Genomic DNA, 17,693 nt, shown 5'->3' on the forward strand with positions numbered 1-17,693 from the left:
GGAACTCCGGAGGGTGTGGCGAGGGCATGGGGACATCCTTCCTGATGATCAAGGGTGACCTCAGGTCAAGTGTCCGGAGAACGGGGGGAAGCTCAGAGGAGTATTCCGTCGTACCCAGGTGATGATGTCGCTATCAGAGTGGCCCATCAAACGTGCTGGCAGCTGAACATAAACGTGCTCATGTCCAAGACGCAGAGCATGGACTGACAGACGTAGAGCACGCAGGACGTTGCGCGTGAGAACGTCGTCGGTGTGACGGTAGTCAGGGATGAGGTCGGCCAGTTGGCCACTGGTAAGCCGTGCGTGAATCCAGCTTAAATTGCTCAAAAGCTCACAAAGCTCATCTTGCCGCCCAGCAGCGTAGAGATGGCTGACTAGGCTGGAGGCCAGGTAGCGGTCTGTGACCGCTTGCGTCCAATCCTGGCGATAGTGACGGTAATAGTGATCTAGTAGCCGTCGATGCGCAGCCTTGTGCTGGGCCTTGGTCAAACGGCGGGCCATAACGTCGTATTGCAGGTCATGGGCGATGTACCACTCGTTGCCCACGAGGCTGAGCAGAGACCGTCCTACTAGTTGAGCGAGCAGGTCACCGGTCTGGGGCATTGATAACTGGCGTGCCCATAGAGCGTGAGCAGCTTCCCTGGGGAACGAACCGCGCCCCATGAATACCGATAACTGGTGATAGCGGTGTTGGTCAGCCTCCGTCAGATCGCTGATGCCCGCGCCGATGGCTGCGTGCAGTGTCTCATAGCGGTAGTTCGGATCCAACTCAGCTCGAATGCGGTCGGGATCCTGATCAATCAGGTCCAGCACGTCGGTGTAGGTCCGACGGCGCTGAATCATGGCACCACTGATGGCCACGCCCAACACTAGATTGCCTAGGCGCTCGCACAGACGATTCGCCTCCGGTGACAACTCGTTAACCGGCTTGCCGACCCACGAGGCTAACAATTCCAGCGCCTGGGGTCGCGTCAGCTCGTCGACCTTAATGCCGATCGAGCTAATAATGCTGGCGAGATCCTCATCGCGCGTGGTGAAGAGTACCTGACAGGTCGGGGTCAACCCTGCGAGCGTATCTAAAGGTCCACGTTCCCACACGTTGTCCAACGCGATCAGGAGCCGCTTACCTTGTATCGCTGTGCTCAGCACGTGTCGCCCACCGTTGAGGTCAGAAAAGCCTAAATCTGCATCGGACAGGCCAAGCCGCCGCCCTACGTCAGCTAGCAGCGCCACCGAGTCCTGTTGAGGCTGCACCTCCACCCATACGATGCCGTCAGGGAAGCGTCGGCGGACGCGGCGATCCTGACATGCCTGCACCGCCAAGGTGGACTTGCCTGTCCCACCCATGCCCCATAATCCAACCGGGTGTAGCGCCTCTGACTTGCCCTCGGTCAAGACTGAGAGCAGGTGGCCTGACAGTTCTGGGCGTGCCACGAAGTGTTGAGGCAAGCGCGGCGGTGCTCCTAAAAAGCCCTTCCCGGTCCGTAATGCAGGCCGTACCGGTTCACTCGCTAGTAGCATCGCATAGATGACCAGCATCGCTCCTAGGGTCACCACGATGCCGCGCTGCCACCAGGCAGACAGGTCTAGCTGAGTATCGGAAATGGTCACCCTAGGGCCGAATGTCCCGGCCAGTATCAGGATCACACCGAAGACAAAGATCCCCTCGCTGACCTTCGGCACCCGCCTCCTGCCAGGCCCCACACCCATCACACCCTTCCCGGTCGTTCCGCCTTGTAGCTGCATCTGAAGCTACGCCCGTTCGGGAAGGCATTGGGAACGATTAGTCGTGTTTGGCAGGACACAGTCGGACTCAGCTGGACATTGCCACCTGTCGAAGATGCGAAAGAGCCCTGGTCATCGTGGTGATGACTAGGGACTTTCGCTTTGCGCGGCCGAGAGAAGTCGAACCCCTAACCATCGGATCCGTAGGGAAGGGCAGACACCTCCTCTACGGCGGCCCATCCTGGTCAAGTGGTGGATGCAGGATGAAGCCGTGTGATCGCGTAAGGCGGTGTTGCTGTACGGCGCTGCTGTATGACCGCTACGCCTGCATGCGACAAACGGCTCGCCACCTCTCCCTCTGCAACCCGGCCCTGCCACGCCTCGCACCTGGCCTAGGAAAAGGGCCTCACACTTAATGCCGTATTAAGCAAATTGGGCAAGCGTTGGGCAAGGGATCATCCTGAGAGGTACTCTGCCGTCAGTAGCGAGTTGCCGAAGGCGAGTTGCCGAATTAGACGGCCGTCAACATGCCATACCGCTACACCAGGGGGCCGGTGTGAACACAGCTCTGATCACCGCTACTGCCAGTATTCTCGCGGTAGGGATCGGGTTCCTGTTGACCCATTGGAGCACTGCCCGGAACAACCGTCACCGCGACCAGTTGGCCCGAGTGCAGACTCAACTGAGTCAGTTGTATGGACCGATGTACGCCATGACCCAGTCGAATGGCATCGCCTACCGGGCCATGCGGGATCGATACGACCCTGAGGGGTTATTTGACCAGAGGACGCCAGAGAGCATCGAGCAGATTGACAAGAACCAGCGTGAGATATACCGCCTTTGGATGACCAGCGTACTCCAGCCTACGTCTCGTACGGTGTGCGATCTCCTGCTCACACATGCTCATCTGCTGCTGGATGAGGCGATGCCAGAATGTGCCATGAAGTACTTCACCCATGTCCGGGGCTACGAGGTCGTCCTGGCCCAGTGGGAGGCCGGCGAGTACGCCGAGTTGTTTAGCTTGGTTCCCTACCCTCAAGAGTTCACCGACTATGTGGCGGAATCATTCAAAACGCTTCAAGCCCAGCAATCACAACTGTTGGCTAACCGTCGAAGTCGTACCACAAAAGCCATACCAGTCATAACTAACCAAAAAAGCTGATATAGGTGGTACGACGCGAAAGCTTGACCCGGCAGCGTTGCTGCCCGTGCCACGCCAATGCGATCGCACAATCCATCCTCGTCCTGTGACTCATCGAAGAGGGCCGCTACTCGGGATGAAGGGGCTCATGTCCGGCGCAAAGCCTCGCGGAGGAGGCACTCGCCGATCAGCCGATGCGCGACTCTCACCACCTCGCGCTGAGGCGAGCGTGCACCCATCTGATCGGAGAACTGGGGAGTCATCTCTACGCGCGCCGCCAACTCGACAACGCTCGGGTGGTGCCAGTCGAGGATCGGAGTGGGGGGCGGTGCCACCGATGGCCGAAATCGAGGCCGACATCCACGGCACGCGACCGGCGTCGGGGGCTGAGTAACCGCGAGGTCATCTGGACAGCCTACGAAACGTACTGCTGCCTTGATCGCATCGGCCGGGCCCCGAGAACATATGACCTCCAGGCCGAGATGAACGCGGAATACTACAACGACACATACGGCTACTGACGTCGCTGTCAGAGGCACGAAGCCCTGAAACGTCGATCACTACGATCATCACACGGAAGCGCTGGAGAGAGCGATCAGGGATAGCAGTTGAACTGCCGATCATCCGCTTTTCAGGCGTAGCAATCACCCTGCTCCCCAGCTGCTACCAGGAGGCAGCCAGCCGTCCATGGTGCCCTTCGTGTGAGCTTGGTGGCCGACGTTGCCGTCAGCGTTGCCGTCATGGAACCCGCCGTGCCCTGCCGCAGACCCCGGACGAAGGAGAGCCGCGGCCAGTCCGGCCTCTTGGAAGGAGAAGCCGATGTGGCGGTCGTGGGGTTGCCGCTGGGAAAGATGAGCGGCTCGGCCGGGAGCGTGTGGCCTTGCCTGCCCTTCCCCATCCTCCCTAGCTTGACCTCGTGAACTCCCGGTTAGAAGAAGAGCACCTCTCCATTCCGCGGCTTCGTGCGCTCTGGGCGGTAATGAAGGCGCGGCCGCAGTTGCTCGTGCCGAGGTGGGCGCGGCGGTGGTTGGTGCCAGTGGGGGCCGGGATCGCCGTGGCTGGGGTCGTGGTCGTGCTCGTTCCGGCCGCCCTTCCCGCCGTGGCGGCTGGCCTGGTCGCGGGTGGGGTGGCCGCGGCGTTCCAGATGATGGATCCGGACGAGTCGCGGGTGCCCCTGGCAGACGAGCAACTGCACCGGCTGATCGCCGAGGTGGCCGCCGAGCTGAGACTGCGCCGGCCGGTGAGAGCGTACGCGTGGGCGCATCCCGACGCGCTAGCCTTACGGGTCGCTCCCTGGCGGGACGAGCTACGGCTGGGCCTGCCATACCTGACGGAGATGGAGCGCGACGAACTACGCGCCGTGGTCGCGCACGAGCTCGCCCTGCTCGCCCTACGCCGGTCCCCGCTCGGCAACGCCGTGCACAGGTGGTGGATGACGGACATACGGCGGGGTCGGCCCTTGCCAGCCGAGGTCGAGGCTGTCCTGATCGACATGTTCCGGAGAGCTGACGCCGCGGCGGCCCGCGTGGCCGGGGTGCCGACCACCGCGTCGGCTCTGCTCCGCGGCAGCCTGATCACCAATTCGTTCACCTGGTTCGCCGTACGGTACGGCGCTACGGCTGCGGAGTCGCACGGCTTCCCGCCCGACCTGTACGCGAGCTGGCGCTGGAAGGCGCGCCACGACGGCCTCCTGACCGCCTTCGCCCGCTCGGTCGCCAAGGACGATCGCGCTGGCTCCACCACCAGCAGAATCGCCGCTCTCACCGGCGAGACACCCACCACCGTCGCCGCCAAGATCGCCGCCTACACCGGCGCCGATGCCGCTGCCACCGGGATCGGCGCTGTCTTGGAGCAGCACCCTGCTGCCACCACCGATGCGATCGGGGTTCGAGCAGAAGGTGCCGGATCGGCGGTGCTGGCCGAAGGGCTGCCGGAGAGGGTCGAAAGACGGCTGGCAAGGGCCTGCATGCGCGAACTGCTGGCCCATCCGGCCGTTCGAGCCGTGCCACTGCGTGAGGTGCCCGACCGGGTCTGGGACGGCCTATTGGAGCGGGAACGCGCCGATGTGCTGGCCGTCGTCGCCGCCCTGCTCGGCCGAAGGGACGCGACGTTCCAGGACGTCATGGACGTCGCCCGCGCCGGCCGAGCCAGCGAGCTCGCCTGGGACCACCGCACCTGGCTGTGCCCCCATAGAGGTCCCGCCGTGTGCGCGCTGTTCCCGGTACTCCACCGCGAACTGCGCGAGCGCGGCCACGCCTACGCGCACCCGCTCGCGCGCCGCGTCCTGATCGCCCCGAATGGAGCTCGGGTGGACGTGGCCGCGCTCGCCGCAGAAATCGCGGCAGGCACGTAGGCGTCCCCGAGGGGGGCGGCGGCCTCGCCACCAACGCGCGGCGCGACTTCCAGAAAGTAATCGTGCATGAGGCCTGGTTGGCGCGGAGCGGACGCCGCGTGACCTGCGGCATAGCTTCGCGTCCCTGTCGAACTTCGGTGCCCCGATCGAGGACATCTCACGCCTAGTCGGTCACGCGAACACGGTGGCCACCGAGGGTGCGTCGCTGCCCCGCCGGAGGGCGCCAAAGCCATGAACAGCGTCTTCCCCACAGCGGAAGAGGCCGAGTCCCGGACCCCACTAACGATCATTAGCAGAGGTGCGTTTGTACCGGTGGCGAATAGGAGATTCGCACTCCTGACTTCCTGCTTGCAAACGGGAGCCGGTCACAACGTAGAACCTTCTACTCCCTGCTCAAGCGGTCGTTGGAGACTGGTGGCATTTGATTGGGTGAGGCAGCGTTGCTGTATCTGGCTGCTGTACAGCACCACGCGCGAACGTCAGCACCGTCTGACGATGCGCCGGCCGAAACCCACCCCCCTCAACCGCACGGTTCGGTCTCTCGCCGCTTCGAGCTACCTCAAACCCGATGCCACCTCGATGTGCCGAACGACGAGCAGGAGATCCGCCGAGTGCAGACGTTGCTCAATCTCGCTTAATCGGACGCCGAGGAGGTCGCGCTGCGCGTCCGTGAAGACGGCGCCGAAGTCCAGGCACTCGCTGACGCATATGGTGATCTCCAGGAGAACGGGGTCCGAGGAGGGCAGCAGACGAGGGAAGCGTTGGCGGCGCCAAAACCGCAATGCGAGCAACGCGGCCTTCCGGGGATTGCCGTACCAGTACCAGCGAACCTGAAGGTTGGGATTTGGTTCCTCTGCACGCGGAGATCGCCGGCCTTGCATTTTGGCCTCCCGACGCCTTGTCGCGTAGGCGTGGAGCTCGGCATGCCAGGCAGCGCGGCTGGCCTCGATAGCGTCCAGGGCCTGAAGCAGTGCCGCCTCATCGTGTTGAAACCTCCCGGCCTGGAACTCGAGGAAACTCAGCGTCGCCTCGAATCCGAGTGGCCGATACAACTGCACGCAGGACCGGAACGCTGACACCCGCCATCGGTAAGGCAAGGCAGGATCACGTGCCCTACGGGCAAAGCTGGCGAAGCTCACCGAAAAAGGCTAGCCAATTGGACGCCGGGAGGCACCAACTCGGCAACGGCGCTGGCGGGGACATTACTACTGGACTGTCCCAACCGCTCACTTCCGGACCTGACCGTCCGCTTTTCAGGCGGACCAATCACCCAGCTCGGCCAGTCGAGATTGTGGTCAGGCGCGCGTAGACGGTAGCGCGGATGCGTCCGGTGTGGGGCTGTTGCTGTCAGTGCTGCTGTCACCTCAGCCATGGTCACCCGGTGGCAAGGTCCGACGGAGGAGGGCCTTGCCGGCGATCGCCCCAGCCCGTACGACAGGTACCGAAGTCCGCGATCGTCACAGCCTCAGCCACCGTGCCGTCTTCTGACCCTAGCCAGTTCGAGATCATCCATGGACGTCCATGCATCTCCCCCCACCCCAGGTGCCCGTCACTTCTGAAGGGTCGGCTACCCACACCTATCCGTGATCGTCCAGCACCGTTGTCAGCACCTGCGGTAGCAAGATCGCTAACCTCGTGGACCGGTGTACGGGCGTTGCTCACATGGCTGCCTTTTCACAACCGGAGGGCAGAGCCCCTGCAGACAGGTCCATGCCAAGATCTCGCAAGGTGCACCAGCCTTGGCCAGCATGCGTTGCACAGGTAACACTTCTTTCTGCTTCTGCGATGAAAAAGACAGGCACCGCCTGCATCTCATGTAGCAGAAATGGCGAAACGGCGAGGAGGACAGCTACTCAAGGATGCAGCGTAAACGAATTTCGCCGCGCTCTTTGGTCCATGATAAGTTGAACATATCGGAATGATTTTACCATTCTACTCTCACTCATATAGGGGCGTCCATGGAGAAATTGATGTAACGAGCCTTACTAATGATCAATTTTGCTGATGGGCCATTGGACATCTTACTAAATCTCGCGCCGGAGGCTCATCTCTGGCTATTTGCACAGACGGCCCTCGGTGCAATAGTGGGCTACGTTCTAATACGCACAATAATTGATCCTGTCCACACGGCATCCTGGATAAGAAAAATACTGCCATCCGAGAGTAGCGAGGTTGAGTCAGTGACGACGCAGGAATACACAGGACCTGCCGAGCAGTTGTTGCAGATCAATCGAGAGATCCTACAGAAGGAACTCGAGCTGCAGCGCACTAAAAGGCAGCGATTGGCGTTTCGGACTGGCCTTGTGCTCGGGCCTGCCATGTTCTTCGCAATCTATATATCGACTGTGGCAACGTACGGGAAGTTCGACATGGCGCCGATCAACGCCATTGCAGTTCCAGTGGATATTCTGCTTATTGGTGGCGCTATAGCCTACTATTATAACCGTAGAGCTGGGCGCATCGGAGCACTTAAGCTGGTGGGGGACGTCGAGCTCGACCTAAGCGTTCTACGCGAGCGCAAGAGATTCATGGCACTTAATCTTATGTTCACACTTTCCCAGCGACGATCCATATACAAGGATGACACAAACCGAGATATTGATCTCTTTAGGCGAGACAGTAGGCGCTATCGAAGAATTAACAACGTTTTCCAATCGCTCGTCATTGTAGGTTCCCTGTTCGCGGCCTCTATGAGTAGCCTCGCGGTTGAACAGGAAAATTTCCGATGGGCTACTGTTGTTTCGACCTTCCTGGTTGGCATTTCGGCGGGCTTCACTGGATATTTCAAATTTAAGGATAGAGGATTCTATCTCCAGCAAACAGCTGATGCACTAGAGCATGAATGGAGTATCTACGATCTAGGCATAGGAAGATATAAGCGCCTCGAGCCAGAAGATGCGCTCGCTGATTTTGTTGAGGAAGTTGAGAGAATCAAGGCAGAGCAAAGGCAGAGGGAACAGAATCTCGACCAACCTTCGGACGGTCGAGATTCCACAAGCCAGCAATAGGAGTCTCAGAGGCCCGGAGAACGGTCTGTCGCACGCTCGCCTTGCGGCCTATCCATGAGACGACCCTGCTCCTGGCAGGCGTGCCTGTTCACGTAGTCGCCGCCCGCCTCCACCACGCGGCCCTGTCGATCACGCTCCGGGTCTACGCCCATGTGATTGCGCCGCCGAACTTCAGCAGCCGACACCTCCCTCAATCGATCGGCGGCTGAGGAGGGTCCGTGCTAGCGAGATCTGCAAATTGTCCTAACAAACACTAAGGCCCGCTCCCAGGAAGCCCTGGTAACGGGCCTTTCGCATGTGCGCGGCCGAGAGGGCTCGAACCCCTAACCTTCTGACCCGTAGGGAAGGGCAGATGCCTCGTCAACGGCCTCCTGCCCTGGTGAAGCGGTGGATACGGATCGGTGGCGCGCGGTCGGGTGTGACGGTATTGCTGTACAGCACCGCTGTATAGCAATTGAGGGCAACACGATCCACTGCGGTCAACACACCTGGACTGTGCAGATCCACTGTGCGACCACCGTTACATCGGCGGTGAGGCACACAGCATGAGGCAGCCTGGGTCCCTTGCCGCCCGCCAGGGTGTGCTGGCATCATGACGAGCATGATCGAGAGAATCGAGTCCTCCCTCCGCCGGTGAGCGCGGCGACCGAGCCTGGATCGCTCGGACCCCAGATCAGCTTGTTCGACTACGCGGTGCACCTGCACCTCCAAGATCCGGACTCGCCCCTGCCACGTGACGGGGAGCCGTACCCCGACGACGAACTTCACCGTCGACGATCTCGGCCACGCCCGCCTGAAGATCGACGACTCGAAGGCGCGGACGTCGCCCGCATCCTGGATGCACACTTCGCCAAGCCCAAGGCACCGCCAAGCGCGCTAGCCGATGCGTTCCACGATGTCTACGTCCCCATCCATCACAACGAGCACATCGCTGCCGCAGCGCTCCGAGCGGACCGGCATCGAGTTCAGCGGACTGGGCAGTGGCTGGTGCAGCACAGCACCGATCGATGCTCGGCCACCGTTGGGCTGGCGCTACTCGCCGCCGACTGGGCGGAGGAGGACATCCCGCTCATCCAGACCATCGGTCTGCTCTCGAACCGCTTCGGCCCATTGGCTGCTCATGCTCTCCGCCGCCGCGGCGGCTCAGAGGTGCTGCAGTGGCTTGCCGAGCGAGTCACCGGCTGGGGTCGTGTTTATGTTATCGAGGAACTCTGCCTGGCCGACGGGCGCGCATCACGTTCGTGGCTGCTGCGTCACGCCTGCGACGGCGACTACCTGAACGGCTACTTCGCCGGCAAAGTCGCCACCTCGGCCCACCTGCATGAAGCGATCACCAGGGCTGAAGCCGACGACGACTTGGTCGACCACACCGGCTGCCTACTGGCGATCATGGCGGATTGCTCCGGCATGGGCCTAACCCTAGAGCACTATCCACCCGCACACATCGTCCTGCAGGCGCATGCCGGTCACCTCGGTCGCCAGACACCGACACTAAGCAGGTACATCAATGCGGCAGTCATCGCCGACCACCTGGCGCAGAAGCCACCGGAACGACTCGGCTGCACCCTCGAAGATCGAAGTCGCCTCCTGCAGCAGTACCTCGCGGTGCTCAACCGAGATGACTGGAGTGAAACGGCTCGGATGGAACTCGCCTCAGATAGCTGGTTCGCAAACAACGTGGCGGCACGCCTGCACCTCCGAGCGTTCACAAACAATCCTGCCAACGCCGGGACAGAGCCGGCGGAATAGGCGACGACTCAACGAACCGACACTGCCGCGATTCGCTGTCAAACCACGTCCAAAGCGTCAACGCCGGACTCCGGGCTGGCAAGCCCTGCCGGTACGGGCCCACATCCACAACGGCGCCACCCACACCTGCCGAAACCCTCGACCTATGCATTACGAAAAGTAATCGGGTCGCCCGCGGGCGTCCACGGCACCCTTCTCGCCTGGTCACACCCCTCGGAAATTTGGGTGATCTCCGATGCCCTACGCAGCCGCCTGCGGAAACCTGTCGATCAGGAGCATGACCAAGGTTACTGTTGCGACTGGCTCTCGTCGCTTCTCGCTGTTCTCGGCCATCCCACGGAACAGTGACGAAACAGGGCAGGAGGTTGCTCATGGCGATCCCGAAGAGAGGTTCGCGGCTCATCACCGTCGACGGCACTATATTTCGCTGGCGTGTCCGTCGTAAGCCCACGTATTGCCAGGGGAACAGCTGGGGCCCGATGACGTTCGCGGTGGAACTGGCCGACGCGTCTGGTCGCGTCCTCCTGGTGTCGCTTCCCTGCTCACGGCCGGACGCGTGGTGGGGAGAACGGACGATGGCCATACGGCCGGCGCTCGTGACGGCCGAGCGAAAGATCGCCACCATGGGCGCCGACATCGCCCGCGGCGACTACATCGACCCTAATGCGGGCAAGGTGCTGTTCGGCGAGTTGGCCGAGCGCTGGCTGGCCTCGCGCATCGTCGACCCAGCAACGAAGATCCGTTACGAGTACATCCACCGTCTGCACGTCGCGCCGACCTTCGCCAAGCGCCAGGTGAAGAGCATCAAGCCATCACACGTCCAGGCCTGGATCAGCAACCTGAGCAGCCGCTTCGGCACCTCGACCGTGCAGACGGCCTTCCTGGTCCTCCAAGGCGTCTTTAACCTCGCCGTCGCCGATGAGGTGATCAAGCGCAGTCCAGCCAAGTCACCTGTCGTCCAGGTACCCAAGAGAGCTGCCGAGGAAATCATCGCCTGGTCGGACGAGAGAGTCAGCGCCGTGATTGATGCCCACCCGCCCCTGTTCCGGCTGCTCCCGATGATCGGAGCCGCCTGCGGGCTGCGGCAAGGTGAGCTGTTCGGCCTCGCCTTGGAGGACGTTGACTTCGAGGAACGTGTTCTCCGCGTACGCCGACAGATCAAGAAGCTGGGCAGCAATCACGCCTACGCCCTGCCGAAGAACGACCGGGAACGGGTGGTCCCGCTCCCCAACTGGGCGGCCGAGGCCGTCAAGCGGCACCTCTCGGCCTATCCCCCGCTGATCTGCTCCCTGCCCTGGGAGAAGCTGGACGGCAAGCCACGCACGCACAACCTGTTGTTCCGCTGGCCCGATGACCGCTACATCAGGTCCCGGACCTACAGCGAGACCGTCTGGAAGCCCGCACTCGTCCAAGCACGCGTGATCCCGCCACCAGAGAAAGACCCACGCCAGCGGAGGCGCTACACCACCTCCCGCAAGGAGGGGCTGCACCAGCTTCGCCACTACTACGCGAGCGCCATGTTGGCCGGCGGCGTCTCGGTCAGGGAACTCGCGGACTACCTCGGCCACGCCGACCCTGGATTCACCCTCCGCGTCTACGCCCACATGATGCCCGGCTCTCACGACCGCGCCCGGAAGGCGATCGACGACCGGCTGTTCCACCCACGCGAGGTCTCTCACGGAACGGGGACGGAACAGTGATCATCTAGGGCCCAATCCCAAGATGAAGAACCCCGCCTCCCAGCACAGGGAAGCGGGGTTTCCGCATGTCAGGGGCTACCTGGCTAGATGGCGGTTGATGATGAGGCACTGGATCTGGTTGGTGCCCTCGAAGATCTAATCTCCGACCCACGATGCAGTCACCTGCGGATATAGACCGATCATGTAGATGAGCAGCGGCCCTGGCCCCGGGCGTGGGTGGCCTTGCGGCCTTGCTTTCGTCTCGGATCTGCACCCGAGGAGGTCAACCACGAGGATATCGTGCGCGGCGGCGGATAAAGCGATCCTGTAGGCTCGTGACCAGGGCGAACGCTGCTAGACCATTGAGGTAGGCCAGACCGAACATGAGCCCGACGGGCCAGTTGACCCTAGAGGGCTCGGTGAAGGCAGTCCAGACAGCCACGCTAAGGCCGATGAGGGCGAACGGCTGGAGCGGCAGGATGAACACGGCGACGAGGACGCGGCGGCGGCTGAGGAAGCTTCGGACCGGGCGCAGTGCCATGAGCGTGAACCACATCAGCATGACGATAGGCACCGGCCACAGTGCGTTAATGGCCATGGGGTTCTCCGGGTAGGTGATCCAGGGTTCGCTCGGCTGACGACGGCGTGCGCGGCTGCGTGATTCGGAGCCCGACGGTCACGGCGGTTACGACCACCAGTAGTGCTGTCAAGGCCCAGAATATGGGTGTCTCCCATAGGCCTGGCGCGTTGGGACCGGTGCTGGCGTTGAGCGTGACCAGTGTCGCGATCCCCACAGCGAACTGGGTGAAGCTGGCGACTATGAAGGGCCGAGGGCGGTCCAGGTGTTGATTTCGTGGGGGCATGGCTGGCGCCATGCTGGAGCGGCCCGAGTCGGCCGATTCGCCGGTGAGGTGGCGCAGTACGTCGGCAGCGGTTGGGCGGTGCTCTGGCTGCTTAGCCAAACACGCGTCGAGAAGGCCGGCGAACTCTCGTGGCACACCGGACAGATCGGGTTGCTTGTTGAAGATGGCGTGCATCACGGCTGCGGGTGTGTCACCGCGGAAAGCGCGGCCCCCTGTCGCGGCAAACACCATGGTAGCGGCCCAAGCGAAGACGTCCGAGGCAGCGGTGGCAGGAACGCCGTTCAACTGCTCCGGCGCCATGTAGGCCGGGGTGCCTACCAGGCCGGAGCCGGTGGTGGACTGCTCAGCCATACGGGCGATGCCGAAGTCGATCACAACTGGGCCTTCTGGCCCAAGGAGCACGTTGCTGGGCTTGAAATCGCGGTGCACGATGCCTGCGCGATGAATCGCGGCGAGCGCGGTCAGCGTCGTGACGGCCAGCCGGTCCAGGCTGCTCCCGCTGCGCGGCCCTTCAGTGTTGACCAGTGTCTCAAGCGACACGCCGGGCACGTATTCACTGACGAGGTAGGCACGACCATCGAGAACACCGGCATCGAGCACCCTGGCCGTGCAGAAGGGCGCCACTCGCTGCGCCAGGTCGGCTTCGCGCATAAACCGCCGCCGTGACTGCTCGTCCAAGACCGTGCCCGGATGGAGGACCTTGACGGCGACTCGTGATCCTTGGGGGGCCATGGCCAGGTAGACCTTGCCCTGACCACCTTCGCCTAGCACCCGGATGAGATGGTAGGGGCCTAACCGTCCAAGCTCTGACAATGCGTTCCACCCCGACGTGCCGTCAGACGAAAGCCAACCCTGCTGGATGCTTCATGAGCCGCGGGTTCCGAGCGTTGACACGGTGGCGAGCCGGTACGCGGTCGCCGTTAGTTTAGCTTCGAGGCCGGAGCGGGTGCACTCGATCTAGGTTAAGTGGTGCGCGCTGGAAGTTTCTCGGGGTTGACTTCTGACTGGTGGGATGCGGCTGGTGATCAGAGGTCGGCGTTGGCGATGTGCAAGTCGCAGGCGACGCCTACGAGGGCGGAGTGACGTTGCGGCAGTGCTTCTACCGCCTGGCCGTGACCGGTGCCATCCCGAACACCGCGGCGGCCTACCGCAAGCTTTCCGCCCATCTCGCCGAGGCGCGCCGGCGCGCCAACTTCCCCGATCGGCCTCCGGGGAGCATCGGACCGGATTTTGGCGCCAGAGAGTCGATCTTGACGACGATTCGGTGACGACGGCTGTTTGCCCTGGTTGAGCGCCCTAGCGTGCCTGCTCATGCCTGTGGATTTCCTCTCATTTCCGAGAACACGAACTGTCGCTGTCGTTGCACAAAGCCTCTTTGGGGCTCATCGCACGAACCCGAGCGGGGGCCCTTCGGCGAGCTTCGAGCGCATCCAAGATCAGGTCCAGGCCGTAGCTGAACTCGCTGGTGTAGTCGTAGCCCGGCCGCAGGGCGTGGTCGCGGATCATCTCGGTGAGGTACGGCAACTCCTCCGCCGGCAGGTGCCGGAGGATGCCGCCGGCCACTTCCTCGACATCGTCCGGCGTCGTCATCGGCAGGTTCGCCTCCTGGAGGACGAACCCGCCGATGTAGCTGTCGATGAGCGAGACGGCGTGCGCGGCCATCGGCAGCGTGAACCCCGCCTCCCGGAGGACGCCCAGGACGGCGTCGTGGTGGCGCAGCGTCGCCGGTCCCGGATTGCGACGGGAGTCCATGAGGCCGAGAGCCCAGCTGTGCTGCGACAGGATCACACGTGCGGAGAAGGCACGCGTACGGATCGCATCGCGCCAATCATCGCATTCAACACCGGGTAGCTTGATCGCCGCGAACACCATGTCGACCACGCCGTCGAGGATCGCGTCTTTGTTCGGCACGTGGTGGTAGAGCGACATCGCCTCCACGCCCAGTTCCTGCGCCACCCGGCGCATCGTGATCGCCTCCACGCCGCCGCGATCCGCGACCCGGATCGCGGCTTCCAGCACGAGACCTCTGCTGAGCGGTTGTTGTGGTGGTGGCACGACGGCTCCGGGTGTGGGCGGGTTGACAGGCTTACGAGCGTAAGCCAACCTTACATCCGTAAGTAGCCTTACGGGCGTAAGGCTCTCCGGATTGGCGTCAGCCAGGGCTCAGCCAACACCTGACCTATGACGCGCCCCGCCGGGGCGAGAGAAGGAGATTTCGATGCCGATGCCAAGGTGGTGGGGGCACGTGAACAAGAGGGTGTTCAACCCCCGCGCGATAACCGGCGGGAGATGGCCGGTGCTGATTCACATCGGTCGCATTTCCGGCGCTACGTACCGCACGCCGCTCGATGCGCATCCCGTCGACGGCGGCTACCTGTTCGTTCTGGTGTATGGATCGCGCTCCGATTGGGTGCAGAACGTCCTGGCGGCCAGAGGTGCGCGGCTCCGGGTCGACGGGAGAGCGATGGAACTCACCGCCCCACGCCTTGTCGGGAAGGACGAGGCGTTCCAGGCCCTCCCCCATGAGGTGGCACGCCCACCGAAGCTGCTCCGCATCACCGAGTTCCTCCGCATGGACCTGCTCACAGGCTGACCCTGGCCGCCGCCCCGGCAGTCCCCGTCTTGCGCGTCGGGGAGCCTGAACCGGCTCGCCGATCCGGCGCCGGCACACTCCGCCACCACGACAATTACAGGACAAGCATCGTGCATACAAACAGGCGGGCAACCGCAATTGCGGGCACACTGGTCATTGTAGGCATGATCGCCGGTGCGCTGAGCATCGTTCCCGCTCTCGAGGAGCCACGCTATCTCGCTCTCATTTCCGCACACGAGAGCCAGGTCATCGTCGGCGCAGTTGCTCAGTCCATCATGATCCCCGCCTATGTCGGGTTCGCGCTGTACCTTTATCCGACATTGAGGGCGGAGAACGAAGCGCTCAGTCAGGGTTTCCTTGGGTTCAGACTGATCGCAGCGACGTTCCACTTCATAGGCGTGATCATCCTGCCCTTGTTTCTTGTGCTGGGCGATGGATTCACCCAGGCCAGCGCTTCGGAAGCATCCCACCTCGAGGTCTTGGGCGAGCTGCTGCGGACGGCGCGCGACCTGGTCAATCACGTCGCATTGATCATCTCGCTGAGCCTCGGAGATCTCCTGTTGTTCCGCATTCTATGGCGGTCGAGATCTGTCCCTCGATGGCTATCCGGGTGGGGATTTCTGGGAATCGGAGCAGCTATATCGGCGAGCTTCTTGGTGCTACTTCGCCTAACTGACGTGGTCACGCCGCTCTACCTGGCCATGAATGCGCCACTGGGCCTGCAGAGCTTTGTCTTCGCCGTGTGGTTGATGATAAGAGGCTTCGCTACGAATACATCAACCACGGCCCACCAGCACGGCGTCCGGCGCGGCTGACGCGCAGGCCGTCCCACCTTGTTGCGACGGCCTGCGGATTCCGCCACTCGTGAGACGTTGACCCAGGGAGCATCTCATGCCGTAGCACGTGAGGCACTCCGGGCTTGCCGCCCACCAGAGCGCCATCGTTCCGCCGCCCGCCCCGCCGACCCCCTCGGGCAGCAGCGACTCGAGTCGCTCCCACTCCGCATTGGTTAAGTCACCTCGACCCATACGCCAATCGTCAAGAAGCAACTCTTGGTGCTGAACCTGCAAGGCGCGGAGTTGGCCGATCAGCCTGGCAACGCGGCGTTCGCCTTTGACGAGAACCTCGACCCGCTGGAGCCGGACGATCCAACCAGTGCGAGCGCCGACTGCACCTGAGCCGCGACGACCAGTTCCGGTACGGGCTCCAGCGCGTCCTCGACTGCATCGCCGCGGGACGATCGAAAGGTTCTTCAAGACCGTCCGCCAGCAATTCCAGGTCGAGATCGCTGCCGACGGGCAGACCGCCGGCACCAAGGTGAACGACTTGGCCGAGCTGAACCGGCTGTTCACTGCCTGGGTCGAGCGCGTCTATCACCAGGGACCGCCACAGTCCGGCTGTTCGCCAACTCCTACTGCGTCGACCCGAGCTTGGTGGGGCGGAAGGTCGAGCTGGTCTTCGATCCCTTCGACCTGACCATGCTGGAGGTCCGCTTCCGGGGCGAGCCGATGGGGATGGCCACCCCGCAGGTCATCGGCCGGCACACGCACCCCAAGGCCAAACCCGAACAGGCGGCGCCCGCTGCGCCGGAGCCGGGCACCGGGATCGACTACCTGCGCCTGTTGGATGACAGTCACACCGCCGCCCTGGCCACCCGCATCAACTACACCGCGCTGACCAGCAAGAACATCGACCGGCAAGGTGAAGACGAAGAAGCAGCGCCGACCGAGCAGGACCCGGCACTGACCGGAGAGGACCAGCTGTGATCGATCGCCTGCAAGGCTTCTTCGGCTTCACCAAGATGCCGTTCGGCCGGGACCTGGCCCCCAGCATGATGCACCGGCATGGCGCCCACGGCGAAGCCACCGCCCGCATCACCTGGTGCGTCACCGAACGCGCCCTGGGCGTCATCACCGGTGAAGTTGGCGTCGGCAAGACCGTCGCCACCCGGGCCGCGATCGCCTCCCTGGATCCCGCCCGGCACATCCCCATCTACATCGGCAATCCCGACGTCGGCGTCCGCGGCATCCACACCGCCATCGTCACCGCGCTGGGCGGCGTCCCCAAACCGCACAAGGCCACCCTGATCCCACAGGCCAACGACGCGCTGGCGACCGAACTGGCCGAACGCGGTCGCACCCCGGTGCTCATCCTGGATGAGGCCCACCTGCTGGGCCACGACCAGTTGGAGTCGGTACGCATGTTGACCAACCACGAGATGGACTCCTCCAGCCCGTTCGCGTGCCTGCTGATCGGCCAGCCGACCCTGCGCCGCAAGATCAAGCTAGGCGTGCTGGCCGCGCTCGATCAGCGCATCGCCGTCCGCTACCACATGAACGGCATGGCCTGCGAGGAGACCGTCGACTACCTACGTCACCACCTCGCCCTGGCCGGCCGCACCGATCCCCTGTTCACCGAGGACGCCGCCACGCTCATCCACACTGCCGGCCGCGGCTACCCCCGCGCGATCAACAACCTGGCCATCCAAGCTCTACTGGCGACTTTCATCGCCGACAAGACCATCGTCGACGAGTCCGCCGCCCGGGCCGCCGTCAACGAAGTCATCGCATCAGAGTGACGCC

General features: G+C 63.0%; 16 protein-coding genes. 11 read left to right on the plus strand and 5 right to left on the minus strand.

Features of this window, described 5'->3' with window-relative positions:
• Positions 1-60: 60 nt before the first annotated feature.
• Complete coding sequence (locus ACWDRB_RS16950) at positions 61-1,683, minus strand: NB-ARC domain-containing protein (RefSeq protein ID WP_449894703.1); 1,623 nt, start codon at positions 1,681-1,683, stop codon at positions 61-63.
• A gap of 598 nt (positions 1,684-2,281) precedes the next feature.
• On the opposite strand from ACWDRB_RS16950, the gene ACWDRB_RS16955 reads away from it, so the two are divergent.
• Together ACWDRB_RS16955 and ACWDRB_RS16960 are read left to right on the plus strand one after the other, a co-directional pair.
• Positions 2,282-2,887, plus strand: a complete 606-nt coding sequence (locus ACWDRB_RS16955) for a hypothetical protein (protein ID WP_449894706.1) — start codon at positions 2,282-2,284, stop codon at positions 2,885-2,887.
• Between the two features lie 1,033 nt (positions 2,888-3,920).
• The gene (locus ACWDRB_RS16960) at positions 3,921-5,219 is read left to right on the plus strand and encodes a hypothetical protein (protein WP_449894709.1); all 1,299 of its coding nucleotides are present in this window, start codon (positions 3,921-3,923) and stop codon (positions 5,217-5,219) included.
• A gap of 554 nt (positions 5,220-5,773) precedes the next feature.
• Here the strand turns inward: ACWDRB_RS16960 and ACWDRB_RS16965 are convergent.
• Positions 5,774-6,358, minus strand: coding sequence for a hypothetical protein (locus tag ACWDRB_RS16965; protein WP_449894711.1), 585 nt, complete (start codon positions 6,356-6,358; stop codon positions 5,774-5,776).
• 849 nt (positions 6,359-7,207) lie between these two features.
• Between ACWDRB_RS16965 and ACWDRB_RS16970 the strand changes: the two genes are divergently transcribed.
• The 3 genes from ACWDRB_RS16970 (at position 7,208) to ACWDRB_RS16980 (ending at position 11,676) form a co-directional block, all read left to right on the plus strand.
• Entirely contained in the window at positions 7,208-8,227 is a 1,020-nt protein-coding gene (locus tag ACWDRB_RS16970) for an SLATT domain-containing protein (protein WP_449894713.1), read from the plus strand.
• Between the two features lie 633 nt (positions 8,228-8,860).
• Complete coding sequence (locus tag ACWDRB_RS16975; RefSeq protein WP_449894714.1) at positions 8,861-9,976, plus strand: hypothetical protein; 1,116 nt, start codon at positions 8,861-8,863, stop codon at positions 9,974-9,976.
• A 371-nt stretch (positions 9,977-10,347) separates the two neighbouring features.
• Positions 10,348-11,676: a tyrosine-type recombinase/integrase gene (locus tag ACWDRB_RS16980; RefSeq protein WP_449894716.1), complete on the plus strand. Its 1,329-nt coding sequence runs from the start codon at positions 10,348-10,350 to the stop codon at positions 11,674-11,676.
• Positions 11,677-11,938: 262 nt separating this feature from the next.
• On the opposite strand, the gene ACWDRB_RS16985 is transcribed toward ACWDRB_RS16980, so the two are convergent.
• Together ACWDRB_RS16985 and ACWDRB_RS16990 are read right to left on the minus strand one after the other, a co-directional pair.
• Entirely contained in the window at positions 11,939-12,253 is a 315-nt protein-coding gene (locus tag ACWDRB_RS16985) for a hypothetical protein (protein WP_449894718.1), read from the minus strand.
• Positions 12,243-13,331, minus strand: a complete 1,089-nt coding sequence (locus ACWDRB_RS16990) for a serine/threonine-protein kinase (RefSeq protein ID WP_449894721.1) — start codon at positions 13,329-13,331, stop codon at positions 12,243-12,245. Before ACWDRB_RS16990 ends, ACWDRB_RS16985 begins: the two co-directional genes overlap by 11 nt.
• Positions 13,332-13,597: 266 nt before the next feature.
• Between ACWDRB_RS16990 and ACWDRB_RS16995 the strand changes: the two genes are divergently transcribed.
• A complete protein-coding gene (locus ACWDRB_RS16995; RefSeq protein ID WP_449894723.1) occupies positions 13,598-13,786 on the plus strand; it encodes a hypothetical protein in 189 nt (62 codons plus the stop codon).
• 61 nt (positions 13,787-13,847) lie between these two features.
• On the opposite strand, the gene ACWDRB_RS17000 is transcribed toward ACWDRB_RS16995, so the two are convergent.
• Positions 13,848-14,537, minus strand: coding sequence for a TetR/AcrR family transcriptional regulator (locus ACWDRB_RS17000; protein WP_449894725.1), 690 nt, complete (start codon positions 14,535-14,537; stop codon positions 13,848-13,850).
• Positions 14,538-14,763: 226 nt separating this feature from the next.
• Here ACWDRB_RS17000 and ACWDRB_RS17005 point away from each other — a divergent pair, with 226 nt between their 5' ends.
• From ACWDRB_RS17005 to ACWDRB_RS17025, 5 genes are all read left to right on the plus strand, one after another.
• Positions 14,764-15,111 carry a nitroreductase family deazaflavin-dependent oxidoreductase gene (locus ACWDRB_RS17005; protein WP_449894727.1) on the plus strand — a complete coding sequence of 116 codons (348 nt, stop codon included), beginning with the start codon at positions 14,764-14,766 and terminating at the stop codon, positions 15,109-15,111.
• Positions 15,112-15,221: 110 nt separating this feature from the next.
• Complete coding sequence (locus tag ACWDRB_RS17010; RefSeq protein WP_449894729.1) at positions 15,222-15,926, plus strand: DUF4386 domain-containing protein; 705 nt, start codon at positions 15,222-15,224, stop codon at positions 15,924-15,926.
• 237 nt (positions 15,927-16,163) lie between these two features.
• Positions 16,164-16,289: a hypothetical protein gene (locus ACWDRB_RS17015; protein ID WP_449894731.1), complete on the plus strand. Its 126-nt coding sequence runs from the start codon at positions 16,164-16,166 to the stop codon at positions 16,287-16,289.
• A 255-nt stretch (positions 16,290-16,544) separates the two neighbouring features.
• Positions 16,545-16,877: a hypothetical protein gene (locus ACWDRB_RS17020; protein ID WP_355207814.1), complete on the plus strand. Its 333-nt coding sequence runs from the start codon at positions 16,545-16,547 to the stop codon at positions 16,875-16,877.
• Positions 16,874-17,689, plus strand: coding sequence for an ExeA family protein (locus ACWDRB_RS17025; protein WP_449894734.1), 816 nt, complete (start codon positions 16,874-16,876; stop codon positions 17,687-17,689). Before ACWDRB_RS17020 ends, ACWDRB_RS17025 begins: the two co-directional genes overlap by 4 nt.
• Positions 17,690-17,693: the final 4 nt, after the last annotated feature.

This window comes from Nonomuraea sp. NPDC003707, assembly GCF_053587055.1.